Source organism: Isoptericola jiangsuensis (assembly GCF_048320105.1).
Classification (GTDB): domain Bacteria; phylum Actinomycetota; class Actinomycetes; order Actinomycetales; family Cellulomonadaceae; genus Isoptericola; species Isoptericola jiangsuensis_A.
This window is the reverse complement of the sequence record NZ_CP182942.1, coordinates 1,680,443-1,703,918: the sequence shown is the minus strand read 5'-3', so window position 1 is coordinate 1,703,918 and position 23,476 is coordinate 1,680,443. Positions and strand designations below refer to the sequence as shown.

General features: G+C 73.8%; 20 protein-coding genes, 1 tRNA gene and 1 riboswitch. Of the genes, 15 read left to right on the top strand and 6 right to left on the bottom strand.

Going from position 1 to position 23,476, the window contains the following annotated elements; all coding sequences use genetic code 11:
* Positions 1-35: 35 nt before the first annotated feature.
* A riboswitch (TPP riboswitch) is annotated at positions 36-142 on the top strand.
* The 6 genes from thiC to ACNHYB_RS07995 all read left to right on the top strand — a co-directional run bounded on the left by thiC (position 137) and on the right by ACNHYB_RS07995 (position 10,178).
* Positions 137-1,888 carry a phosphomethylpyrimidine synthase ThiC gene (gene thiC, locus ACNHYB_RS08020; RefSeq protein WP_418277901.1) on the top strand — a complete coding sequence of 584 codons (1,752 nt, stop codon included), beginning with the start codon at positions 137-139 and terminating at the stop codon, positions 1,886-1,888. It overlaps the preceding riboswitch by 6 nt.
* A 179-nt stretch (positions 1,889-2,067) precedes the next feature.
* The gene (locus tag ACNHYB_RS08015; protein WP_418277900.1) at positions 2,068-3,627 is read left to right on the top strand and encodes a pyridoxal phosphate-dependent decarboxylase family protein; all 1,560 of its coding nucleotides are present in this window, start codon (positions 2,068-2,070) and stop codon (positions 3,625-3,627) included.
* Complete coding sequence (locus ACNHYB_RS08010) at positions 3,624-5,024, top strand: lysine N(6)-hydroxylase/L-ornithine N(5)-oxygenase family protein (protein WP_418277899.1); 1,401 nt, start codon at positions 3,624-3,626, stop codon at positions 5,022-5,024. The genes ACNHYB_RS08015 and ACNHYB_RS08010 overlap by 4 nt, the downstream gene beginning before the upstream one ends.
* Positions 5,021-7,483, top strand: a complete 2,463-nt coding sequence (locus tag ACNHYB_RS08005) for a GNAT family N-acetyltransferase (protein WP_418277898.1) — start codon at positions 5,021-5,023, stop codon at positions 7,481-7,483. Before ACNHYB_RS08010 ends, ACNHYB_RS08005 begins: the two co-directional genes overlap by 4 nt.
* Positions 7,480-9,570, top strand: a complete 2,091-nt coding sequence (locus tag ACNHYB_RS08000) for a penicillin acylase family protein (protein WP_418277897.1) — start codon at positions 7,480-7,482, stop codon at positions 9,568-9,570. The genes ACNHYB_RS08005 and ACNHYB_RS08000 overlap by 4 nt, the downstream gene beginning before the upstream one ends.
* Positions 9,567-10,178, top strand: coding sequence for a GNAT family N-acetyltransferase (locus ACNHYB_RS07995; RefSeq protein ID WP_418277896.1), 612 nt, complete (start codon positions 9,567-9,569; stop codon positions 10,176-10,178). The genes ACNHYB_RS08000 and ACNHYB_RS07995 overlap by 4 nt, the downstream gene beginning before the upstream one ends.
* 24 nt (positions 10,179-10,202) lie before the next feature.
* Here the strand turns inward: ACNHYB_RS07995 and ACNHYB_RS07990 are convergent, their stop codons facing one another.
* Positions 10,203-11,279 (bottom strand): LacI family DNA-binding transcriptional regulator, encoded by a 1,077-nt coding sequence (locus tag ACNHYB_RS07990; protein ID WP_418277895.1) that lies wholly within the window; start codon positions 11,277-11,279, stop codon positions 10,203-10,205.
* A 93-nt stretch (positions 11,280-11,372) separates the two neighbouring features.
* On the opposite strand from ACNHYB_RS07990, the gene ACNHYB_RS07985 reads away from it, so the two are divergent.
* Complete coding sequence (locus ACNHYB_RS07985) at positions 11,373-12,638, top strand: MFS transporter (RefSeq protein ID WP_418277894.1); 1,266 nt, start codon at positions 11,373-11,375, stop codon at positions 12,636-12,638.
* Positions 12,635-13,876, top strand: coding sequence for a UDP-N-acetylmuramate dehydrogenase (locus ACNHYB_RS07980; RefSeq protein ID WP_418277893.1), 1,242 nt, complete (start codon positions 12,635-12,637; stop codon positions 13,874-13,876). Before ACNHYB_RS07985 ends, ACNHYB_RS07980 begins: the two co-directional genes overlap by 4 nt.
* An 18-nt stretch (positions 13,877-13,894) precedes the next feature.
* On the opposite strand, the gene ACNHYB_RS07975 is transcribed toward ACNHYB_RS07980, so the two are convergent.
* The 5 genes from ACNHYB_RS07975 to ACNHYB_RS07955 form a co-directional block, all read right to left on the bottom strand.
* Positions 13,895-14,899, bottom strand: coding sequence for a L,D-transpeptidase family protein (locus ACNHYB_RS07975; RefSeq protein ID WP_418277892.1), 1,005 nt, complete (start codon positions 14,897-14,899; stop codon positions 13,895-13,897).
* A gap of 228 nt (positions 14,900-15,127) precedes the next feature.
* Entirely contained in the window at positions 15,128-16,144 is a 1,017-nt protein-coding gene (locus ACNHYB_RS07970; RefSeq protein WP_418277891.1) for an adenosine deaminase, read from the bottom strand.
* Between the two features lie 31 nt (positions 16,145-16,175).
* Positions 16,176-16,787 (bottom strand): response regulator, encoded by a 612-nt coding sequence (locus tag ACNHYB_RS07965; protein ID WP_418277890.1) that lies wholly within the window; start codon positions 16,785-16,787, stop codon positions 16,176-16,178.
* Positions 16,788-16,789: 2 nt separating this feature from the next.
* On the bottom strand, positions 16,790-18,028 hold the full coding sequence (locus ACNHYB_RS07960; RefSeq protein ID WP_418277889.1) for a sensor histidine kinase: 1,239 nt from the start codon (positions 18,026-18,028) through the stop codon (positions 16,790-16,792).
* An 87-nt stretch (positions 18,029-18,115) separates the two neighbouring features.
* Positions 18,116-19,093 (bottom strand): ABC transporter ATP-binding protein, encoded by a 978-nt coding sequence (locus ACNHYB_RS07955; protein ID WP_418277888.1) that lies wholly within the window; start codon positions 19,091-19,093, stop codon positions 18,116-18,118.
* Between the two features lie 316 nt (positions 19,094-19,409).
* Here ACNHYB_RS07955 and ACNHYB_RS07950 point away from each other — a divergent pair.
* The 7 genes from ACNHYB_RS07950 (at position 19,410) to ACNHYB_RS07920 (ending at position 23,450) form a co-directional block, all read left to right on the top strand.
* Positions 19,410-19,485: transfer RNA gene (locus ACNHYB_RS07950), tRNA-Trp, on the top strand.
* A 130-nt stretch (positions 19,486-19,615) separates the two neighbouring features.
* Positions 19,616-19,870: a preprotein translocase subunit SecE gene (gene secE / locus ACNHYB_RS07945; protein WP_418277887.1), complete on the top strand. Its 255-nt coding sequence runs from the start codon at positions 19,616-19,618 to the stop codon at positions 19,868-19,870.
* A 62-nt stretch (positions 19,871-19,932) separates the two neighbouring features.
* A complete protein-coding gene (nusG, locus tag ACNHYB_RS07940; RefSeq protein WP_418277886.1) occupies positions 19,933-20,754 on the top strand; it encodes a transcription termination/antitermination protein NusG in 822 nt (273 codons plus the stop codon).
* Between the two features lie 93 nt (positions 20,755-20,847).
* Positions 20,848-21,279 carry a 50S ribosomal protein L11 gene (rplK, locus tag ACNHYB_RS07935; protein ID WP_418277885.1) on the top strand — a complete coding sequence of 144 codons (432 nt, stop codon included), beginning with the start codon at positions 20,848-20,850 and terminating at the stop codon, positions 21,277-21,279.
* A 103-nt stretch (positions 21,280-21,382) separates the two neighbouring features.
* Positions 21,383-22,090, top strand: coding sequence for a 50S ribosomal protein L1 (rplA, locus tag ACNHYB_RS07930; RefSeq protein WP_418277884.1), 708 nt, complete (start codon positions 21,383-21,385; stop codon positions 22,088-22,090).
* Between the two features lie 263 nt (positions 22,091-22,353).
* The gene (locus ACNHYB_RS07925) at positions 22,354-22,962 is read left to right on the top strand and encodes an RNA polymerase sigma factor (protein WP_418277883.1); all 609 of its coding nucleotides are present in this window, start codon (positions 22,354-22,356) and stop codon (positions 22,960-22,962) included.
* Positions 22,953-23,450 (top strand): hypothetical protein, encoded by a 498-nt coding sequence (locus ACNHYB_RS07920; RefSeq protein WP_418277882.1) that lies wholly within the window; start codon positions 22,953-22,955, stop codon positions 23,448-23,450. Before ACNHYB_RS07925 ends, ACNHYB_RS07920 begins: the two co-directional genes overlap by 10 nt.
* Positions 23,451-23,476: the final 26 nt, after the last annotated feature.

Here is a 23,476-nt window from a genome sequence, read left to right as displayed (position 1 = left end):
CTCGGCGCGCAGCAAGGACGGCGTGCTACGTTGCGTGTGATCCCACGGGTGCCCTGGCAAGGGCTGAGATCGAGCTGATGCCGCTCGCACCGTCGAACCTGACCGGGTCATGCCGGCGTAGGAAGCAGGAGCACACATGTCGCACGATGACGTCCCCGCACGCGCACTCGCCTTCGAGCGGTGCGAGCACTCCGGCATCACGGTGCCGGTCACCGAGATCACCCTGGCGGACTCCCCGGACGGGACCCCCAACCCTCCGGTGCGGGTCTACCGCACCGACGGACCGGGCGGCGACCCGGTCCGCGGGATACCTGGCCTGAGGGAGAGCTGGATCGCCGACCGTGGCGACACCGAGGTCTACCAGGGCCGTGTCAGGGACCTGTCCGACGACGGCCGGGGCGCCCGCCGCCGCGGTGCCGCGTCGGCCGAGTGGCAGGGCGAGGCACGGGCCCCGCGGCGTGCCGCGCCCGGCCGCGTCGTCACGCAGATGCACTACGCCCGACGCGGCGAGGTCACCCCGGAGATGCGGTTCGTGGCGCTCCGTGAAGGGGTGGACGTCGAGCTCGTGCGCAGCGAGGTGGCCGCCGGGCGAGCGATCATCCCGAACAACCTCAACCACCCCGAGTCCGAGCCGATGATCATCGGTCGGGCGTTCACCGTGAAGGTCAACGCCAACATCGGCAACTCCGCGGTGCACTCCTCGATCGCGGAGGAGGTGGAGAAGCTCCAGTGGGCCACGAGGTGGGGCGCCGACACGGTCATGGACCTGTCCACCGGCGACGACATCCACACCACCCGCGAGTGGCTCCTGCGCAACTCCCCGGTACCCATCGGCACCGTGCCGATCTACCAGGCCCTCGAGAAGGTCGACGGCGACGCGTCGCGGCTCACCTGGGAGATCTACCGGGACACCGTCATCGAGCAGTGCGAGCAGGGCGTCGACTACATGACGGTGCACGCGGGGGTCCTGCTGCGGTACGTGCCGCTGACGGCCGACCGGGTGACGGGCATCGTCTCCCGCGGCGGGTCGATCATGGCGGGGTGGTGCCTGGCGCACCACCAGGAGAACTTCCTGTACACCCACTACGACGAGCTGTGCGAGATCTTCGCGCGCTACGACGTCGCCTTCTCGCTCGGTGACGGACTGCGGCCCGGCTCGATCGCGGACGCGAACGACGCCGCGCAGTTCGCCGAGCTCGACACCCTGGCCGAGCTGACGAAGCGCGCCTGGGAGTTCGACGTGCAGGTGATGGTGGAGGGTCCGGGCCACGTGCCGTTCCACCTGGTGCGCGAGAACGTGGAGCGTCAGCAGGAGCTGTGCGAGGGGGCGCCGTTCTACACGCTCGGGCCGCTGGTGACGGACATCGCGCCGGCCTACGACCACATCACCTCGGCGATCGGTGCCACGGAGATCGCCCGCTACGGCACGGCGATGCTCTGCTACGTCACGCCGAAGGAGCACCTGGGCCTGCCGAACCGCGACGACGTGCGCACCGGCGTGGTCACCTACAAGATCGCGGCGCACGCCGCCGACCTCGCCAAGGGCCACCCGGGCGCCCAGGCGCGCGACGACGCGCTGAGCAAGGCGCGCTTCGAGTTCCGCTGGCGCGACCAGTTCAACCTGTCGCTGGACCCGGAGCTCGCCGAGGAGTACCACGACGAGACCCTCCCGGCGGAGGCGGCCAAGACGGCGCACTTCTGCTCGATGTGCGGGCCGAAGTTCTGCTCCATGCGCATCTCGCAGGACATCCGCGACGAGTTCGGGGGCGCGGGGGCGCAGCAGGCCGTCGTGGGTGCGGCGCAGGAGGGCATGGCGGCCAAGTCGGCGGAGTTCCGGGCCGCCGGGGGAGAGGTCTACCTCCCGACGCCGAGGGTCCCGGTCCGCTGACGATGGCTGGTCGTCGGGCGCCCCGCGCGGCCTCGCGGGGCACCCGACGCATCGGCGTGGTCAGGGTCACAGCGGGTGAGGTCTCGGATGGTGGGCCGGGGATGGACAGGACAGGCAAGGGCCGCCTAGTTTAGGTGAGCCTTGCCTCAACATCCCCCTCGCACCGGAGGTACACCGGCGTGTCCACCTTCTCGTCCGACGTGACCCTGACCAGCACCGACACCCTCTTGCGGGGTGCCACGGCCGGGGCCTACGCCCGCGTGGTCCACGACGTCGTCGACGACGTCGCCGCCCGCTTCGCGGCGGTGTCCCAGCCGTGGAGCGGCGCGAGCCGCGACGAGCTCGCCGCGCTCGTGGACGCCGTCGACCTCGACGGGCCCGGCGTCGGCACCGACGACGCCCTGCGGGAGACCGCGGACCTCTACGCGACGCACGCGGTCTGGTTCCACGACCCGGCGTACCTCGCCCACCTCAACTGCCCCGTCGACATCGCCGCCGTCGGCGCCGAGGCGATGATCGCGGCCATCAACACCTCGGTCGACACCTACGACCAGTCCACGGTGGCCACCCTCATGGAGCGCCGGCTCGTCGCCTGGACGGCGCAGCGCATCGGATTCACCGACGGCGACGGCGTGTTCACCTCCGGGGGCACGCAGTCCAACATGCACGCCCTGCTCGCCGCCCGGGAGAGCGCGCTGACCGCCCCGGACGGCAGCAGGATCTCCGGCCTCGCCCGGACCGGCCTGCAGGCGCGGCTGCGCGTCCTGGCCACCGACGTCAGCCACTTCTCGGTCGCCAAGTCGGCCATGCTCCTCGGTCTGGCCGACGACGCCGTCGTGCCCGTGGCGACCGACCCGGACGGCAGGATGTCGCCCGACGCCCTGACCGAGGCCCTGGCCGCCACCGAGCGCGCCGGCGACGTGGTCATGGCGGTCGTCGTCACGGCCGGGACCACCGACCGCGGCACCGTGGACCCGCTGGCCGCCGTCGCGCGGACCTGCGACGCCGCCGGGGTGTGGCTCCACGTGGACGCCGCCTACGGGGGCGGGCTGCTGGTCTCGCCCACCCGGCGTCACCTGCTCGACGGCATCGAGCGCGCCCGCTCCGTGACGGTCGACTTCCACAAGACGTTCTTCCAGCCGGTGTCCTCCAGCGCCGTCCTGGTCCGCGACCGCGCCGACCTCGCCCGGACCGCCTGGCACGCCGACTACCTCAACCCGGCCACCGACCCGGACAACCAGGTCGACCGGTCGCTGCAGACCACGCGCCGCTTCGACGCCCTCAAGCTGTGGGCGACGCTGCGCGCCATCGGGCCCGAGGGCATCGGCCGCCGGGTCGACGCGGTCTGCGACCTCGCCGCCGCGGTCCACGCCGACCTCGTCGACGACCCCGAGCTGCGGCTCGTGGCGTCGACGGACCTGTCCACGGTGATCTTCCGGTACCAGCCGGCCGGGGTGAGCGACGCGCAGGCGGACGCCCTGGTCGCCCAGGTGCGCCGCGTGCTGTTCGACTCCGGCCGCGCCAGCGTCGCCAAGACCGTGATCGACGGCCGGCCCTGCCTCAAGCTGACCCTGCTCGACCCGGGCCGCACCCTGGCCGACGTCCGCAGGGTGCTCACGCTGGTCCGCGACGTCGCCCACGGCCTCCTCGCGGGCGAGGCGCTCGCCGGGCTGTCCGGTCCGCCCTGCCGGGACGTGCACCCCCACCTCGACCGCACCCTGACGGAGGGCGACCGATGACGACCACCACCTACGACGTCGTCGGCATCGGCATCGGTCCCTTCAACCTCGGTCTCGCCGCGCTCGCCGACCCGCTGGCCGACGTCGACGCGGTGTTCCTCGACCAGGCGGACGAGTTCCGCTGGCACCCGGGGATGATGATCGACGGTGCGACCATCCAGGTGCCGTTCCTCGCGGACCTGGTGACGATGGCGGACCCCACCTCGCCGTTCTCGTTCCTGGCGTTCCTCAAGGACGTCGGGCGGCTGTACCCCTTCTACATCCGCGAGTCGTTCTACCCGCTGCGCGCGGAGTACGACGAGTACTGCCGCTGGGTGGCCGACCGGCTCGGCACGCTGCGCTGGGGCCGGCGCGTGGTGTCCGTCGAGCACGACGCCGCTGTGGACGAGTACGTCGTGGTGGCGGAGGCGTCCGACGCCGATGGCGTGCGGCGCGAGGAGTACCGGGGCCGGCACGTCGTCCTCGGCGTGGGCACGACGCCGCGGCTGCCGGCCCCGCTGGCGGACCTCGCCCACCAGGCGCGCGCCCTCGGGGCGGACGCCGGGCCGGTGGTCCACACGGCCGAGTACCTGCCGCACCGTGACGCGCTGCGTGCCTGCGACGCCGTGACCGTCGTCGGCTCGGGACAGTCCGCGGCGGAGGTGTACCGCGACCTGCTGGAGACGGCGGGTCCGCACCGGCTGGACTGGGTGACGCGCTCGCCCCGGTTCTTCCCGATGGAGTACACGAAGCTGACCCTGGAGATGACCTCCCCGGAGTACACGGACCACTACCACGGCCTCGACCCGGGCCTGCGCGACCTCCTCGCCCGGGAGCAGCGCAGCCTCTACAAGGGGATCAGCGCCGACCTGATCGACGACATCTACGAGACCCTCTACCGGCGCACCGCGCTGGGTGCGCAGGTGCCGACCACGCTGCGCAGCGACACCGAGGTGGTCGCGGCCCGGGCGGAGCGGGCCGACGACGGCGCCGTCGACTACGTCCTGACCCTGCGGCACGCGCAGCTCGGCACCACGGCCGAGCACCGCACCCGCGCGGTCGTCGCCGCGACGGGCTACGGCGCACAGGTGCCGGGGTTCCTCGACCCGGTGCGCGAGCGGCTCCGGCTCGACGAGCGTGACCGGTTCGACGTCACCCGCGACTACGTGGTCTCCCACGACGGCCGGGTCCTCACCCTCAACGGCGAGGAGCACACGCACGGCGTCACCGCGCCGGACCTCGGGTTCGGGGCGTGGCGGAACTCGGTGGTGCTCGCCCGCGTCACCGGTCGCGAGCCGTACCGCGTCGAACGTCGCATCGCGTTCCAGGAGTTCGGTCTGCCGGGCGGCTCGGCGCAGGCCCGGGCGGACCGCACGGGCACGGCCCGGGCAGGCTCCACGGCGGAGGTCGCCCGGTGACCGCCACCACCACCGCACCGGTGACCACGTTCTGCGTGGGGACCCGCGTCGGCGACCTGACCCTCTCACCGGCCCGTGGCGACGACGCCGCGACGCTGCAGTCCTGGCTGGCGCACCCCGCGTCGGCCGCCTGGCACATGGGCGACCTCGGCGTCGCCGAGGTGCGCGAGCACCTCGCCCTGCTCACCACCGACCCGGACCAGGCCGCGTGGCTCGTCCGGCTCGACGGCGTGCCCGTGGCGTACACCGAGACGTACGACCCCGCCCACGTCCTGCTGACCGACGTCCACGACGCCGAGCCGGGCGACGTCGGCATGCACCTGCTCGTCGCCCCGCCCCCGGCGGACGGCGGACGTCGCAGCGGGCTCACCGACGCCGTCATGACCGCGGTGGTCCGGTTCTGCCTCGCCCCGGCCGACCGGGGCGGGCGCGGCGGGTCGAGGGTCGTCGTCGAGCCCGACGTCGCCAACGCGGCGATCGCCGCCAAGAACGCCGCGGCGGGGTTCCGGGTGCTGCGCGAGGTCGAGGTGACCGACGGCGGGCACACCAAGACCGCGGCGCTCAGCGTCTGCACCCGCGCCGACCACGCGGCCTCGCCGCTGGGCCCGGGCGTCGACCTCGCCCCCCACCTGCGCCAGGACTTCGCCGAGCACGCCCACCGCCACCTCGCGGCCAAGGCGCTCGCGGAGCTCGCGCACGAGCGCCTGTTCGCCCCGACGCCCGACGGCGAGGGCCGTTACCGGCTCGACCTCGACGGCGTGACGTACACCTTCGCGGCACGCACGTTCGCCCTCGAGCACTGGGTCGTGGACCCCGCGTCGATCACGCGGACCGTCGACGGCCAGGACACCCCCGGCGGGCCGGGCGCCCCCGGCGGCGAGGCGGTGCTGCCCGTGGACGTCCTCGAGCTCGTCGCGGAGCTCCAGCCGCTGCTCGGGGTGCCCGACGACCTGCTGGCCGTCTACCTGGAGGAGCTGTCCTCGACGCTCGCCGCGGCGACGGCGAAGCGGGAGCGCGAGCTCACCGGCGACACCCCCGACGTCGCCCGGCTGACCGCCGGGCTCACCGCCGACGCGGTGGACGCCGTCGAGGACGCCCGCCGCACGGCGGCGACCTTCGCGACCGTCGAGGCAGCCATGAGCGAGGGCCACCCCGGGTTCCTCGCCAACAACGGCCGCATCGGATTCTCCCTGGACGACTACCGCGCCTACGCGCCCGAGCGCGGCGGACGCCTGCGCCTGCACTGGTTCGCGGCGCGTCGCGAGCACACGCACCTCGCGCTGTGCGCCGACCAGACCGAGGCCGGCCTCTACGGCGTCGAGCTGAGCGGGGCCGAGCGCGCCGCGTTCGCCGAGCGCCTCGCCGCCCGCGGCGACGACCCCGCGGAGTTCCTCTACCTGCCCGTGCACCCCTGGCAGGCGACGCACCGCCTGGCGACCACGTTCGCGGCCGACGTCGCGCGCGGCGACCTGGTGCCGCTCGGCCCGGGCGCCGACGAGTACACCCCGCAGCAGTCGATCCGCACGATGGTCAACCGCACCCGCCCCGAGCGTCACTACGTCAAGACGGCGCTCGCGATCCAGAACATGGGGTTCCTGCGCGGGCTGTCCCCGGCGTACATGCGGGTCACCCCGCAGATCAACGACTGGGTCGCCGACCTCGTGACGGGCGACACGACGCTGCAGGGCGCCGGGTTCGGCCTGCTGCGCGAGGTCGCGTCGATCGGGTACACCGGCGACGTCTACCACCGCACCCCCCGACCGAACCCGCACCGCAAGATGCTCGCCGCGCTCTGGCGGGAGTCCGCCCTGCCGCGGGTGGAGCCGGGCGAGCGCCTGGCCACGATGGCGAGCCTGCTGCACCGCGACGCGTCCGGCGTCGCGCTCGCGACCTCGCTCGTGCGCACCTCCGGCATCACGGCCGAGGAGTGGCTGCGCGCCTACCTGGACGCCTACCTCTACCCGCTGGTGCACTGCCTGCGGGCCCACGACCTCGCGTTCATGCCGCACGGGGAGAACCTCATCCTCGTGCTGCGCGACGGCGTGGTGCGACGAGCGCTCATGAAGGACGTCGGCGAGGAGGTGGCGGTGCTGTCGACCGCCCGCGCCCTGCCCGCCGGCGTCGACCGCATCGCCGGCGCCGTGGACGACGACGAGAAGGCGCTCGCCATCTTCACCGACGTGTTCGACGGGGTTCTGCGGCACCTGGCCGGCATCCTCGCCGTCGACGGCGTGCTCGCCGAGGACCGCTTCTGGGCGGTGGTGGCGGACGTCATCGACCGGCACCACGCCGAGCACCCCGACCTGAGGTCCGGGGTGGACCTGCGGGCCGACCGGTTCGCGCACTCGTGCCTCAACCGGCTCCAGCTGCGCAACACCCTGCAGATGGTGGACCTCGCCGACCAGTCGTCGTCGCTCATCTACGCGGGCACGATGGCCAACCCCGTGGCGCGCCCGTGACGCACCCGTTCGAGGTCTTCCGCGACGCGCGCGGCGTCCCGCACGTGCGCGCCGCGGACGAGCTCGACCTCGCGTACGGCCAGGGGTACGTCACCGCCCGCGACCGCGGCTGGCAGCTCGAGACCGACCGGTGGCGGGCCGAGGGCCGGCTCGCCGAACGGTTCGGGCCGGGCGGTCTGGAGTGGGACCGGTTCGCCGTGCGGGTCCGTCTCGCGGACACCGCCCGCCGGGTCCACGCGGCGCTCGCGGAGCCCGAGCGGCAGTGGCTGGCGGCGTACACGGCAGGCGTGAACGCCGGCCTGCTCGACGGCGGTCGCGACGTGCCCGAGACGGACCTCCTCGACCGCGCCCCGGGCGGTCCCGTGCGCCGCTCCCCCTGGCCCGACTGGGCCCCGCTGGGGGTGTTCTGCGTCAACCACGTGCTGTTCAGCGGGTGGCCGGGGCTGCTGTGGCGCGAGCACGTCGCCCGCACCCTGGGCCCGGACCACCCGCTGGTGGGCGTGCCCGACGGCGCGTCGTCCGGGTCGAACGCGTGGGCGCTGGCCGGGTCGCGGACGGCGTCCGGGGCCCCGCTGCTCGCCGGCGACCCCCACCGTCTGCTGGAGCTCCCGGGGATCTACCAGCAGGTGCGCCTCGCCTGCGACGCCTACGACGTCGTCGGCCTCGCGTTCCCCGGCGTGCCGGGGGTGCTGCACTTCGGCCAGGCGGCCACCGCGGGGGCGGACGCGTCGTCCGTCGCGTGGGGCATCACGAACGCGATGGCGCACCACGTCGAGGTGTTCGTGGAGACCCCGCAGTCCCTGGAGGGAGCCGAGCACGGCGTCGAGGTGGTCCCGGTACGGGGTGCCGAGCCCGTCGAGGTCGGGTGGACCGAGACGGCCCGCGGCCCGCTGGTGACGGACCGGCACGCCCTGCGCTGGCCCGTGCGCGTGGACGCCGACCTCGGTGTCGCGTCGTGGCGGCGGCTGCTGCGGGCGCGCACCGCGCACGACGTCGCCGACGCCTTCGCCGGGTGGGTCGACCCGGTCAACCGGGTGCTCACCGCCGACTCCGCCGGCACCGTCCTGAGCCTCACCGCGGGGCGGGTGCCGGAGCGCGAGCGCGCCGACCGCGTGCTGCCGCACGTCGTCGGGCCCGGCGACGACCTGCCGTCGTGGCGCGTGCTGCCCAACCCGACCCCGGTGGTCGACGTCGCCGTGGACGCCAACGACGCCCCCGACGACCAGGCCCGGGTGCCCGACCTCGGCCTGGCCTACGCGCCGCACCGCGGACCCCGGATCCGCGCGCTGCTCGCGGACGCACCCGACGGCGGCGAGCGTGCGGACGACCAGCAGCGGGTGCACGCCGACGTGGCCGACGCCGGGGCCGGAGCCCTGGTCGACCTCCTGCGCGACGTCACCGGTCCGGACCTCGCCGCCCCTGCCCTGCGGCTGCGCGCCTGGGCCGCCGACGGCGCCCGCATGGCCGCCGACTCGCCGGACGCCGCGCTGTTCGCCTGCTGGCGCGACGCCCTGGTGCGGCGGGTCGCCGCGCACCCCGCGCTCGCGGCGCTGCACGCGCCGCCGCAGGCCCCTGCGGTGCTCACGCCCTGGCTGGACGTCACGGCGAACGTCGGTCTGCACCTGCCCGCGCTGCTCGCCACGGGCTCCCTGCGGGAGCCGGCGCTGGACGCCACGGCCGAGGCCGCCGCGGCGCTCGCCGAGGTCGTGGGCAGCACCTCGACGTGGGGCGAGCTGCACCCGGTCGTGCCGTGGCACGCCCTGGTGGACGCCACGGGCGTGCCCCGCGAGCAGATCGCGGGCGTACCCCCTGCGCTCCGGGCCCCCGTGGGCGGCTCGGCCGACACGGTCTGCTGCACCGGCGGTGTCCCGGGGTTGTCGACGGTGTCGTGGCGGGGGAGCGTCGCCCGGTGGGTGTGGGACCTGTCCGACCGGCGTCGTAGCCGGTGGGGCGTGCCGTTCGGTGCGAGCGGCGACCCGCGCTCGGAGCACTACGCCGACCAGCACCCCCGGTGGGTGGCGGCCGGCACCGACGAGATCGAGACCGACTGGGCGCGACTGCGCCCGGAGACCTGGGAGGCGTCATGACGGATCTGCTGGCCGAGGGGGAGCGGGGCGCCGAGGTGTGGCGGTCGGACGACTGGCCCGGCATCACCGCGCACGTGCTCGACCCCGCCCGCGACCTCGACGTCCTGCACGAGTGGGTCACGCGCCCGCACGCGGGGTTCTGGGGGCTCGACGGCCTGACCCGGGACGAGCTGCGCGAGACGTACGAGTTCGTGCAGACCCTGCCCACCCACCGGGCGTACCTGGTGCGGGTCGCGGGCGAGCCCGCGGCGCTGGTGCAGCTCTACCACGCCCAGGACGACCCGGTGGCGACGGCGTACGACGCCCGACCGGGCGACGTCGGCGTGCACTTCTTCCGGGGTGCCGAGGTGGCGCCGTGGAGGGTGCTGGGGCCGGCGATGCTCGCGTTCGCGTTCGCGCCGCCTGCCGTCGAGCGGCTCGTCGCCGAGCCGGACGTGCGGAACCGGGCCGCCGTCGCCCGCACGGCGGCGAGCGGCTTCGAGCTGGCCGGGGAGGTCGTCTTCGACTCCGCCTACGGTCGCAAGGAGGCCGTGCTGGCGTTCTGCACGCGCGAGCGCGCGGAGCAGGTCTTCGGCGCGGCGTCGGCGGCGGCGTCCCCGCCGCGCTGAGCGCGCCGGGGCGCGGCACCGAGGTCAGGTGACCGGTACCGGGCCCGTCGTCGTGCCGGGCACGAGCCCGACGGACAGGGTGACGGTCGTGGGCTCGCCACCGGCGAGCAGGTCGACGACGGCCCGGCCCAGCGCGGAGCCCTTCTCGCGCAGCGGCTGGTGCACGCTCGTGAGCACGTCGGGGGAGAGCCACGGCAGGTCGAGGCCGTCGAACCCGGCGACGGACACGTCCTGCGGGATGCGCAGCCCGAGCTCGCGCGCGCCGATGACGGCTCCTGCGGCGAGCAGGTCGGAGTGCGCCACGATGGCGGTGGGGCGTTCCGAGGACGGCACCCAGGTGCCGAGGATCTCGGTGGCGGCGTCACGCCCGTGCTCGACGAGCGAGGCGGGGCACTCCCAGGTGAGCACGGGCGCGACGACGTCACGCACGCCGGCGAGCCGGTTCACGGTGGGGGTGCGGTCGGCCTGGGCGAGGCGGGCGGCGTCGACGGGTCCGCTGCGCTCGTGCTCGTCGAAGGGCAGGGCGATCTCGGCGATGCGGGTGTGCCCGAGCTCGCGCAGGTGGCGCACGGCCTCGGCGGTGCCGGCGCGGTCCTCGATGGCGACGAGCGGTGCGCCCTCGACGGCGCGGCCCTCGCCGACGACGACGGGCAGGTTGCGGCGTTCGATGGCCGCGAGGGTGGGGTCGTCGCTGAGCGCGCCCCAGACGAGGACGGCGACGTCCATGGCGGCGGTCTCCAGCAGGGGGTCGACGGTGTCGCGGCCGCGCACGCCGGGGATGAGCAGCACGCCGAGGCCTTCGGCGCCGAGCATGTCGACGAGGCCGTCGAGCACCTGGACGGCCACGGGGTCGCGGAAGGCTCGTCCGGGCTGGTCGCCGATGACGACGCCGACGATCCCGGAGCGCCCCCGCCTCAGCTGGCGTCCGAGCGGGTTGGGGCCGGTGTAGCCGAGGTCGGCGGCGGCGGCGAGGACCTTGTCACGGGTCTCGGGGGTGATCGGGCCGGAGCCGGAGAACGCGAGCGAGGCCGTGGAGACGGAGACGCCGGCCTGCTGGGCGACCTTCGCCAGGGTGGGGCGGGAGCCCGGGGTGCGGCCCATGCGGATCCTTCCTGCTGAAGTGGCGTCAGCCTACCGGCGGAAGGGGATCGAAACGATTTGACGACCACGTGGTGGACCAGCCATCGTCATCCGGTGCACCACGATCTCGACGCGCGCCGCCTGCGCGCCGCCACCTGGGCCGTGTTCGGCGTCTTCATCGCCGCCGGCTTCGGGATGGCCACCTGGGCCTCGCGCATCCCCGCGGTCCGCGACGGCCTCGACTTCTCCCAGGGCCAGATGGGTCTGCTCCTGCTGAGCGCGTCGATCGGCTCCCTGTGCGCGCTGCCGCTCTCCGGGATGATCTCCTCCCGCCTCGGCGCCGGCCGCACCGTCCTGACCTTCGCGGTCGTCTCCTCGATCGGGTTCGCCGTGGCCTGCTTCGGGGTGGACGCCGGCGAGCACGTCTGGGTGCGCGTCGGGCTGTTCTTCGCCGGCGTCGGCGTCGGCGTCTGGGACGCCGCCATGAACCTCGAGGGCGCGGTGGTCGAGCAGCGGCTCGGCCGGGCGATCATGCCCCGGTTCCACGCCGCGTTCTCGCTCGGCACCGTCGCCGGTGCGGGCGCCGGTGCCCTCGCCGCCTGGGCGCACGTGCCGCTCACCCCGCACCTGCTCACCGTGCAGGTCGTCGACGCCGTCGCCGTCGCGCTCTGCGTGCGCGCCTTCCTGCCCGCCCACGAGGCCGGACCGACGACGTCGCTCCCCGGGGCGCAGGACGCCCTCGCCGACCCCGCCACCGCCGTCGAGCCCGCCCACGGGCACACCCTGAAGGACACCCTCGCCACCTGGCGCGAGCCCCGCACCCTGCTCATCGGGCTGATCGTCATGGCCGCCGCCCTCACCGAGGGCGCCGCGAACGACTGGGTCGGTCTGGCCACCGTCGACGGGTTCGGCACCGGGGACGGCGTCGGTGCGGTGGCCCTCGCCGTGTTCCTCGTGGCCATGACCGTCACCCGGCTGGCCGGCACCACGCTCATCGACCGGTACGGACGCGTCGTCGTCCTGCGGGCGAGCGGGGCCGCCGCCATCGTGGGCGTCGGCGTGTTCGCCCTCGTGCCGAACCTGCCGACCGCGCTGGTCGGGGTGGCGCTGTGGGGCGCCGGCGCGGGGCTCGGCTTCCCGATGGGCATGTCCGCCGCCTCCGACGACCCGGCGCGCGCCGCCCTGCGCGTCTCGGTGGTCTCCACGATCGGGTACTCCGCGTTCTTCGTCGGGCCCGCGCTCATCGGCTTCCTCGCCGAGGTGACCGGCTACCGCCTCGCCCTGCTCGTGCTCGCCCTGCCGGTCGCCGTGGGCCTCGTCGTGGCGGGCGCCGCCCGGCCGCTCACGCCGGTGCGCACGGCGTCTACGCTGGACGGGTGAGCCAGACCGCCGAGCACGCCCCGACCCCCGCCGACGACGCACCCGTGCCGACCCTCGCCGACCTCACCACGCTGCGGGTCGGCGGCCCGGCCGGGCAGTACGTGGAGGCCACCACCGAGGCGGAGCTGATCGACGCCGTCCGGTCGGCCGACGACGCCGGTGTCCCGCTGCTCGTGGTGGGCGGGGGGTCCAACCTGCTGGTCGCCGACGCCGGCTTCGACGGCATGGTGGTGCGCGACGTCCGCCAGGGCCTGGAGGCTGACCTCACGGACTCCTGCGGCACCGACGGCGCGTGCGGCGGGGCGAGCCTCTCGTTGCCCGCCGGTCAGGACTGGGACGCGTTCGTCGAGCAGGCCGTCGCGAACGAGTGGGTGGGCGTCGAGGCGCTCTCCGGCATCCCCGGCACCCTCGGCGCCGCTCCCGTGCAGAACATCGGCGCGTACGGCCAGGAGGTGTCCGGCGTCGTCGCGTCCGTGCGCACCTGGGACCGTGCCACGGGGCAGCGCAAGACCCTCACCCTGTCCGAGCTGGGGTTCGGCTACCGCACCAGCCTCCTCAAGCGCTCGATGCGCAGCGGGGGCACGGCGCAGGGGCTGGACGTCTGGTACCCGACGCCGCGCTACGTCGTCCTCCAGGTCGACCTGCAGATGCGCCTCGGGTCGCTCTCCGCGCCGATCGGCTACGCCGAGCTCGCGCGCACGCTCGGCGTCGAGGTGGGCGCACGGGCGCCGTCCGCCGACGTCCGCCAGGCCGTGCTCGAGCTGCGCGGCGGCAAGGGGATGCTGCTCGACGGTGTCGGCGGTGTCGGCGGTGTCGGCGGCACGGACGGTGCGACCGCGCCGGACCACGACCGCTGGTCCGCCGGATCGTTCTTCACCAACCCGGTCGTGTCCGCCGACGACGCCGCGCACCTGCCCGACGACGCCCCCCGCTTCCCGGTGCGGTCCTCGGTGCCCCGGTCCACGGTGGGCCCCAGCCTCGGTGCCGTGGACCCGTCGCTGGTCAAGACGAGCGCCGCGTGGCTCATCGAGCGGGCCGGATTCACCAAGGGGTTCGGCGTCGCGGGGGAGCACTCCCCGGCGCGGCTGTCCACGCGGCACACGCTCGCGCTGACGAACCGCGGCGGAGCCACCGCCGCGGACCTCGTCGCGCTCGCGCGCACGATCCGCGACGGCGTGCGGGACCGGTTCGGCGTCGAGCTGGAGCCGGAGCCGGTGCTGGTCGGCCTGGCCCTCTGACGGCGGACCGTCCGGACGTCAGTAGACGATCACGGTGGTGCCCTTCGGCATCCCCCAGGAGTCCCACAGCCAGTTCATCGCCGAGTTCGACACCCGGATGCACCCGTGCGAGGCCGGGTGCGGCGGGATCGACGGCGAACCGTGCACGGCGATGCCGCCGGTGAAGTACTTGGGCCGGTACATCGAGCCGAGCTCCAGCGTCGACTCGTGCAGGTAGTCGCGCTCCATGTAGACCGCGAACTTCCCGCGCGGGGTCGAGGCGGTGTAGGTGCGGCCCTTCGCCTCGAACGTCTCGCCGTTGCCCGACGACGCGTTGATGGTCCGCACGACCTCGCCGTCCTCCACCGCCTTGACGAGCTGACGGTCCAGGTCGATCTCCACGACCTTGCCCGACGACGACTGCGCGCCCGGGCGGACGCCGTCGTCGATCGCCTTCTCCGTCTTCGGGCCGACGACGCCGTCCCGGTACAGGCCGGCGGCCTTCTGCAGCGCCCAGACCGCCTGCTGCGTCATCGGGCCGAACGACCCGTCGACGTCCGGCAGGTAGTAGCCGAGGTCCTGGAGCTGCTGCTGCAACGCCTCGACGTCCGCGCCGTCCGCGCCGACCTGCAGGTACTCCGGCTCGGCCTCCTCGTCCTTCTTCTTCTTCGACTCACCGTCGCCGGTCGTGTCCTCGTCCGCGGTCGCCTCGGGCTCGGGGTCTGCCGACGGCGTGGCCGAGGGCTCCTCGTCGGGCGTCGCCTCGGGCTCCGGGCTGGCCGACGGCGTCGGGTCGGCGGAGGGCTCCACCGGGTCGGGGGAGACGTCGGACGACGCCGCGGGGGACGGCTCGTCGGACGGCGCAGCGGTCGCCGGGTCCGACGCGGTCGAGGCCGTCGACGACGGTGCCGGGTCCGCTGCGGTCAGCTCCGCCAGCGTGCCGCACCCGGTCAGCAGACCCAGGGCGGCGACGAGCGCCACCACCCCGGTGGTGCGTCCGCGCCCGGTGGTGCGCCCGCGCGGCGTGATCTTCGGTGTCCTCATGCCCCCCACCTCTCCGGTCCGGCCGTCGGGCCGGGAGTCCGCGAGTCGATCGCGGAGTACAACCGTGCCCTGCCCGGCGGCCTGCGGCGAGCCGAGCGGGCCGATCTCCCGACGATCGACACCGTCTCGTGACCTGTGTCCCGCGACCTCTTCACGAGGCGGTCCCACCCGCAGGAGGCACACCGGTGACGACTCGCCCCCGCCCGGGTCCGCGCCGGGCGGGACGTCTCAGGCCGCGAGCCAGTCGTCGACCCCCGCGAGCAGCCGCGCCCGCGTGCCGTCCGACGCCCGGGAGGCCCGGATCGACGCCCGCGCCAGGTCCGCCAGCTCCTCGTCGGAGAAGCCGTGCACGTGACGGGCCGACTCGTACTGCGCCACCAGCCGCGACCCGAACAGCAGCGGGTCGTCCGCGCCGAGCGCCACCTGGGCACCCGCCTCGACGAGCGCACGCAGCGGGACGTCGTCGTCCCCCGGGTACACGCCCAGCGAGACGTTCGACGCCGGGCACACCTCCAGCGCCACCCCCGCCTCCACCAGCGAACCCAGGAGGGCGGGATCCTCCACGGCGCGCACGCCGTGCCCGATCCGGTCCGGCGCCAGCGCGCCCACCACCTCGCGCACGTGGGCCGGACCCAGCAGCTCGCCACCGTGCGGGACCGACGCGAGGCCCGCCCGGCGCGCGATCGCGAAGGCGTGGGCGAACTCCTCGGTGTCGCCCCGCCGTTCGTCGTTGCTCAGCCCGAACCCCACGACCTCGCCCGGACCGTCCCCCGCGTACCGGGCCGCGAGCCGGGCCAGTGTCCGGGCGTCCAGCGGGTGCCGCATCCGCGACGCCGCGACGACGACCGCCACCTCGACACCGTGGCGGGCGCTCGCGGCCCGCGCCTCGTCCAGCACGATCTCGAGCGCGGGCGTGATGCCGCCGACGAACGGGGCGTACGACGTCGGGTCCACCTGGATCTCGAGCCGGCCGGACCCCTCGGCGGCGTCGTCCGCGGCCGCCTCGTCCACGAGCCGGCGCATGTCCGTCTCACCGCGCACACAGTGCCGCGCGGCGTCGTACAGGCGCTGGAACCGGAACCAGCCCCGCTCGTCGGCGGGGACGCGCAACGGATCGCCGTCGGTCAGCGCGGAGGGCAGGCGCATGCCGTGCGCGCGGGACATCTCCCGCAGCGAGGCGACGCGCAACGATCCCGTGAAGTGCAGGTGGAGGTGAGCCTTGGGGAGCTGGGCCAGGTCGCGCATCGGCACATTCTGGCAGCCGCGGCCGGCGACGTCAGGCCAGCCAGCCTCGCTCGCGCGCCACCGTCACCGCTGCGGTGCGGTCGTCCACGCCGAGCTTGGCGAAGCAGCGCAGCAGGTGGGTCTTCACCGTCGCCTCCGCGATGAACAGCTCCCGGCCGACGGCGGCGTTCGACAGTCCGCGGGCGACGAGGCGCAGCACCTCGGCCTCGCGCGGGGTCGGGCGGTCCTCGGCCGTGCGCACGGAGGTGACCAGCCGGGTCGCGACCGACGGCGCCAGGACCGTCTCCCCTCGCGCCGCGGCCCGGACCCCGTCCACGAGCGTGCCGCGCGGGGTGTCCTTGAGCAGGTAGCCGGTCGCCCCGGCCTCGACGGCACGCAGGATGTCCGCGTCGGTGTCGTAGGTGGTCAGCACGACCACCCGGACCCCGGTCGGTGCGATCTGCTCGGTGGCTCCCACGCCGTCCAGGCCGGGCATGCGCAGGTCCATCAGCACGACGTCGACCGCCAGCTCGCGGGCGAGCCGCACGGCGGACTCACCGTCCCCGGCCTCTCCGACGACCTCCAGGTCGGCCTCCCCGGCGAGCATCCCCGCGATGCCGGACCTGACCACCGGGTGGTCGTCCGCCACCAGAACCCTGACCATCGTCATCCTCCTCGTACCGGCACCGTGACGCGTACGCACGTGCCGCCTTCCTCGCTCGGGCTGACGGAGAGCGAACCGCCCACCGCCGCCGCACGCTCGCGCATCCCGGTGATGCCGAAACCTTCTCCACGCCCCTGGGCGATGCCCCGACCGTCGTCGACCACCTCGAGGGTGGCGTGGCGCGGCGTGCGCTCCAGACGGAGCACGACCGTGCTCGCCTCGGCGTGCCGGCGCACGTTCGCCAACGACTCCTGGGCCGCACGCAGCAGCACGACGTCGCGGGTCGGGTCGGGCGTCACGGCGCCCGCGTCGTCGACCTCGAGGTGGACGCCGAAGCTGCCCTCGCCGGAGACCCGGTCGGCCAGGCGCGCCAGCGCGTCCGGCAGCGAACCCGCCTGCAGGTCCACCGGGGCGAACGCCGCGACCAGGGCGCGCGCCTCGGCGAGGTTCTCCCGGGCGGTGTCCTCGACGACCCGCAAGCGGTCGCGCGCCGCGGTCTCCTCGCCGCGGTCGAGCGCGGCGGTCGCCGCCTGCGCCTGCATGACGACGCTCGTGAAGCCCTGGGCGAGGGTGTCGTGGATCTCGCGGGCCAGCCGCTCCCGCTCCGCGGCGACACCCGCCGCATGGTGCGACGCCGCGGCCGCCTCCTGCGCCGCGCGCAGCTCCTGCAGGAGGATGGAACGATCCTGGGAACGGCGGATCGTCGCCGCGATCCACAGGCCCAGCAGGACGGCGAACACCAGCGCGATCGTCATCCGCAGCGAGGCGGCCCGCACCGCCGAGGGGTCGAGGTCCGACTCGATGACGAGGCCCAGCCAGACACCCACGGCGAGCGCCGTCGACGCCGTCACGGCCCGCCACACGGGGGTGAGGGAGATCCAGATCTGGCTGTAGGCGGCGAACAGCAGGAACGTCCCGAGCTCGGTCTGCGAGACGGTGATCGTGGTGGTGGCGACGAGCACGGTGACGTAGGCCGTCGCCTTGCCCTGGTCGCGGTGGGCGGCGGCGTCCGCGCCCCACAGGCCGTAGGCGACCAGGAGCAGCGTCAACGACGCCAGGGACGTCCACAACGCGTGGCCGGTGACGTCGCCCAGCACGAGAGAACCCGCCGTCAGCAGCACCACGGCGACGAACACGAGGTGCCACCAGCGGACGATCCGCGGCCAGTCCTCGAGCACGTCGGGCGACGGGAGCGCCCCGGTGGTTGTTCGGGCCGGCCGTTCGTGGTCAGTCGTCGTCATGACGTCGCCGCCAGGACGTCCGTGCACCCGTGACGGGTCCGAGGATCAGCCATGCGCCCAGTACAGCAGCAGCGCCGGCGGCCGCGGTCACGGCGAGAAGTCCTCGGTGGCCGCGGTGGTCTCGGTGGTCTCGGTGGTCTCGGTGAGCAGGCCGAGGTAGACGTCCTCGAGCGTGGGCCGGGTGACCTGGAGGTCGGGGATCTCCCCGCCGGAGGTTCCGTCGAGCCCCATCGCCGCGAGGTAGATGACCATGGCGGTCGGTGTCGTCGTGCGCTGGCTGCGGGTCCCGCCGCCGTCCTGCCAGGTCACGACGGGCACGCGTGCCTCGGGTCGCCCGAGGTGGTCCGGAGGGCCGTCCGCGACGACGCGGCCGTGGTCGACGACGACGACACGGTCGGCGAGCCGGGCGGCCTCGTCGAGGTCGTGCGTCGTGAGCAGGACGGTGGCGCCCTGGCGCCGCAGCCGGCGCAGGAGCTCCCAGCAGCGGCGGCGGGCGACCGGGTCGAGGCCGGTGGTGGGCTCGTCCAGGAAGAGGATCTCCGGCCGGCCGACGACACCGAGCGCCAGGTCGAGGCTGCGGCGCTGGCCGGCGGAGAGCAGGCCGCGGCGCGTGCGCGCGTGGGCGGTCAGCCCGAGGGCGTCCATCAGCTCCTCGGGGTCGGTCGGTCGGGGGTAGTACCGCGCGGTGGAGGCCAGCTCCTCGGCGACGGTGAGATCGGCGCGCGTCCGCGAGCCCTGCGCGACGACGCCGATCCGGGCGCGCCAGAGGCGGCCACCGGTCTGCGGGTCCTCCCCGAGGACCTGGACCTGCCCGCCGTCGCGCGTGCGGTGCCCCTCGAGGATCTCGATGGTGGTCGTCTTGCCGGCGCCGTTGGGCCCGAGCATCGCCACGATCTCGCCGCGCGCGATGTCGAGGTCCAGGCCGTCGACGACGGTCGAGGTCCCGTAGCTCTTGCGCAGGCCCCGGACCCGGACGGCGGCGTCGTCGGTCCGGTGGACCGAGTGGTGCCCCGACGTGGGCAGCACGGAAGTCGGCAGCACGGTCGTCGGCAGCGTGGTGGCCATGACGGACATCGTGGTGGGTCCCGGGCGTCCGGGACCAGCCCCGTCCGAGGGGACGCGGGGTCCACCGATCGGTGGACCCCGCGCCCCTCGGGCGGGCCGGCAGGTCGCTCGTCGCCGCGGTGGTGGGCGCGCCCGCCGGAGCGGCAACGGAGGTGACGGGAGCGTGGTTCGACCTACGCCGCCGCGTCGCGTACAGTTGTCCCTCGGTGGTTGACGACCACCATGCTGGGTCGCGCCCTCGGGTGCGGGTTCTGGCGTGGCGGTCCGGTGCTGCACCCTGTGTTCGGGGCAGGTCGCCGGTGGTCGTGGAGCACGAAGGGTAGTGGCGCAATTGGTAGCGCAGCGGTCTCCAAAACCGCAGGTTGCAGGTTCGAGTCCTGTCTACCCTGCCAGCGTGATCCCCCGCGGGGCCGCGCAGCGGGGCCATGTGGAAACGTGTCCCGGAACGCCAGAGTCTGTGCCGTGGGTGCGTCGCCGGCAGGCGGCGTGGCTGCGGTCCGAACGCGAAACGGGGTAGGTCGAGTGAGCGAGTCGTCGGCGCATGCCGCTGAGACGCACGATGCCGGGAACGGCAGTGAGCGCCGCGGTTTCTTCGGCCGTATCGCGCTGTTCGTCCGCCAGGTCGTGGGGGAGCTCCGCAAGGTCGTCACACCGACCCGGTCGGAGCTGATCAACTACACCATCGTCGTCATCGTGTTCGTCGCGGTGATGATGCTGTTCGTCACCGTGCTCGACTACCTGATCGGGCAGGGAGCGTTCTGGCTCTTCGGGGAATGACCCCGCAGGGCCGGTCCTCGCCCGTCACCAGCACCACCCGAAGCCAGAAAGCAGGTTCGTCAGTGTCCCAGGATCCGCTGGAGCAGACGGAGAACGTCGACCCCACCCAGCTCGACGCCGACGGCGTCGAGGCTGACCTCGACGCGCCCGCCGACGCGGATGTCGCCGCCGAGCAGACGGCGGGCGACGAGGCCGACGAGCCCGCGGCGGAGCCCGAGAACGACGTCGAGGACGCCGCCGAGCCCGAGGCGGACGTCGCGGACGACATCGTCGACCCGGCCGAGGAGCTGCGTCGGACGCTGCGGGGCCAGTTCGGCGAGTGGTACGTCATCCACTCCTACGCCGGCTACGAGAACCGTGTGAAGGCCAACCTGGAGAACCGCACCCAGAGCCTGAACATGGAGGACTACATCTTCCAGGTCGAGGTCCCCATGGAGGAGGTGACCGAGATCAAGAACGCGCAGAAGAAGACCGTCCGCCGCGTCCGGATCCCCGGTTACGTCCTGGTGCGCATGGACCTCACCGACGAGTCGTGGGGCGCCGTGCGCCACACGCCCGGTGTGACCGGCTTCGTGGGCCACACCCACCAGCCCGTGCCGCTCTCGCTCGACGAGGTCTTCGGCATGCTCGCGCCGACCATGCTCGAGGAGTCGCCCGCGAAGCAGGCCGCCGCCAAGGCGTCCGGTGGTGCCACCGCGGGCCCCGCGATCGAGGTCGACTTCGAGGTCGGCGAGTCGGTCACCGTCACCGACGGACCGTTCGACACGCTGCCCGCCACGATCTCCGAGATCAACGCCGAGGCCCAGAAGCTCAAGGTCCTCGTCTCCATCTTCGGCCGGGAGACCCCGGTCGAGCTGTCGTTCAACCAGGTCGCCAAGATCTGATTCCTCGCGCCGCCCGCGCGGCGCGTCGCACGGCAGTCATGCAACCGGGTCATCGCCCACGGCGTCGGCCCACGAACAGAAAGCAGGAGAGTCATGCCTCCCAAGAAGAAGGTCTCCGGCCTCATCAAGCTCCAGATCCAGGCCGGGGCCGCGAACCCCGCCCCGCCGATCGGCCCCGCGCTGGGTCAGCACGGCGTGAACATCATGGAGTTCTGCAAGGCCTACAACGCCGCGACCGAGTCGCAGCGCGGCAACGTGATCCCTGTCGAGATCACGGTGTACGAGGACCGCTCCTTCACCTTCATCACGAAGACCCCGCCGGCCGCCGAGCTCATCAAGAAGGCCGCCGGTGTCGCGAAGGGCTCCTCGACGCCGCACACCGTCAAGGTCGCGCAGCTCAGCAAGGACCAGGTCCGCGAGATCGCCGAGACCAAGATGCAGGACCTCAACGCGAACGACGTCGACGCCGCGATGCTCATCATCGCCGGCACGGCCCGTTCGATGGGTATCACCGTCGAGGCCTGACGGCACCCTCGTCCGTCCTGGACGACCAAGCCCCGACGAGCGTCGGGCACGTGGGAGGGTCTGCGCAGACCCGACGACCACGACTGCAGCAAGGAGAACGCAGATGGCACAGCGCAGCAAGGCATACCGCGCAGCGGCGGCCAAGATCGACCGCGAGAACCTGTACTCGCCGCTCGAGGCCGTGAAGCTCGCCAAGGAGATCGCCGCCACGAAGTCGGAGTCGACCGTCGAGGTCGCGTTCCGCCTGGGTGTCGACCCCCGCAAGGCGGACCAGCTGGTCCGCGGCACGGTCAACCTGCCCCACGGCACCGGCAAGACGGCCCGCGTGATCGTCTTCGCGAACGCCGCCAAGGCGGAAGAGGCCCGTGCGGCGGGCGCCGACGAGGTCGGTGGCGACGAGCTCATCGAGAAGGTGGCCGCCGGCTACACCGACTTCGACGCGGCTGTCGCGACCCCTGACCTCATGGGCAAGGTCGGTCGTCTGGGCAAGGTCCTCGGCCCCCGTGGTCTGATGCCGAACCCGAAGACGGGCACCGTGACCATGGACGTCACCAAGGCCGTGTCCGACATCAAGGGCGGCAAGATCGAGTTCCGTGTCGACAAGCACGCGAACCTGCACTTCATCATCGGCAAGGCCTCGTTCTCCGAGACCGCGCTGGTGGAGAACTACGGTGCGGCGCTCGACGAGGTCCTGCGTCTGAAGCCGTCGTCCTCGAAGGGCCGCTACATCACCAAGGCGACCCTCGCGACGACCTTCGGCCCGGGCATCCCGCTCGACCAGTCGAAGACCACCAAGCTGCTCGAGGGCTGAGTCCCTCCGCACCACCGACGGCCCGGCACCCCTGACAGGGGTGCCGGGCCGTCGGCGTGCGGGGACCTTCGGACGACTTTCCTCAACTCTGTATCAACGACGCCCCGCGCCGCTCCTGACCGGGTGACACTGCCGATGAGTGCGGAGGGTGATTTCTGATGGGTGGAGCCGGGGAGGGACGCGGGTCACCGCGGCGCGCCCTAGGCTCATGGAGTTCCCGAGGGGCGCTCCCTGCCCCCGCCGTCGCCAAGGGGTCGGCCGCCATGACCAGCCACGCTGACACGTCCAGCCTGGGAGACCGGGCCGCGTTCGCCGTGCTCGAGTTTCGCGAGGGCCGCTCGGAAGCCCTGAGCGACCTCGTCCGTGAGGTGTCGCCGCTGCTGTGGCGCACCGTCCGCGCCCAGGGCGTGGAGCGTGACGCGGCGGACGACGTCGTCCAGCAGACCTGGGCGGCGCTGGTCCGGCACGTCGACACGATCAGCGAACCGTTGGCCACCCTCAAGTGGCTGCTGGTCACGGCACGACGGGCGGCGTGGGAGACGGTGCGCAAGGAGCGTGCCGACCTCGTGCACCGCACCGAGCTTCCCGACGACGACGCCGAGAGCAGCGCCACGCTCCCGGACGACGCCCCGGGTCCGGAGGCCGAGGCGCTGCGGGACGAGCGTGACCACGTCCTGTGGGATGCGCTGCGCCGTCTGCCGGAACGCTGCCAGGAGCTACTCCGCCTCATCTCCCTCGCCGACCGCCCGGACTACAAGTCCATCTCCACCGCGATCGGCATGCCGATCGGGAGCATCGGCGCCACTCGGGGGCGCTGCCTCGCCAAGCTGCGGGCCGTCCTCACCGAACAGGGGGAGGCCTCATGGACCTGACCGAACTCGACGACGTCCTGGGCGGTGACGAGCCGCTGGACCGCATCGACGTCGCGCTGCTCGCGCGCATCGCGGAGCTGGACGCCCGACTGGACCCGATGCCCGAGGGGCTGGTCGAACGCTCCCGGTTCGCGATGACGCTCGCGAGCCTGGAGGCGGAGGTCATGGAGCTGCAGGTCGTCGAGGCGCCCGCCGGGTCGGTGCGCAGCGGTGCTCCGGTCGAGACCCGCACCATCACCTTCACCCACGAACGCCTCACCGTGATGATCGCCCTGTCGGCGGGCACCGAGCGCGGCACCGTCCGCGTGGACGGCTGGCTCGCCCCGGCCGAGGTCCTCCACATCGAGCTGCGTCTTCCGGAAGGCACGCTCACGACCAGGTCCGACGAGGACGGCCGGTTCGTGCTCGACGACGTCCCCCGCGGTCCGGCCAGCCTCCTCGTCCGTCAGGGCGAGACCCCGGTGACGACTCCCGTCATCGAGCTTTAGCACCACCTGCACCACCCATCCAGTCC

Coding starts and splice junctions, on each gene's coding strand:
- ACNHYB_RS07920 (WP_418277882.1), top strand. CDS start 22,953: ATGGACCTGACCGAACTCGACGACGTCCTGGGCGGTGACGAGCCGCTG.
- ACNHYB_RS07925 (WP_418277883.1), top strand. CDS start 22,354: ATGACCAGCCACGCTGACACGTCCAGCCTGGGAGACCGGGCCGCGTTC.
- ACNHYB_RS07975 (WP_418277892.1), bottom strand. CDS start 14,899: ATGAGGACACCGAAGATCACGCCGCGCGGGCGCACCACCGGGCGCGGA.
- ACNHYB_RS07970 (WP_418277891.1), bottom strand. CDS start 16,144: ATGCGCGACCTGGCCCAGCTCCCCAAGGCTCACCTCCACCTGCACTTC.
- ACNHYB_RS07955 (WP_418277888.1), bottom strand. CDS start 19,093: ATGGCCACCACGCTGCCGACGACCGTGCTGCCGACTTCCGTGCTGCCC.
- ACNHYB_RS07990 (WP_418277895.1), bottom strand. CDS start 11,279: ATGGGCCGCACCCCGGGCTCCCGCCCCACCCTGGCGAAGGTCGCCCAG.
- ACNHYB_RS08010 (WP_418277899.1), top strand. CDS start 3,624: ATGACGACCACCACCTACGACGTCGTCGGCATCGGCATCGGTCCCTTC.
- ACNHYB_RS07965 (WP_418277890.1), bottom strand. CDS start 16,787: ATGGTCAGGGTTCTGGTGGCGGACGACCACCCGGTGGTCAGGTCCGGC.
- rplK (WP_418277885.1), top strand. CDS start 20,848: ATGCCTCCCAAGAAGAAGGTCTCCGGCCTCATCAAGCTCCAGATCCAG.
- thiC (WP_418277901.1), top strand. CDS start 137: ATGTCGCACGATGACGTCCCCGCACGCGCACTCGCCTTCGAGCGGTGC.
- ACNHYB_RS07995 (WP_418277896.1), top strand. CDS start 9,567: ATGACGGATCTGCTGGCCGAGGGGGAGCGGGGCGCCGAGGTGTGGCGG.
- ACNHYB_RS07960 (WP_418277889.1), bottom strand. CDS start 18,028: ATGACGACGACTGACCACGAACGGCCGGCCCGAACAACCACCGGGGCG.
- rplA (WP_418277884.1), top strand. CDS start 21,383: ATGGCACAGCGCAGCAAGGCATACCGCGCAGCGGCGGCCAAGATCGAC.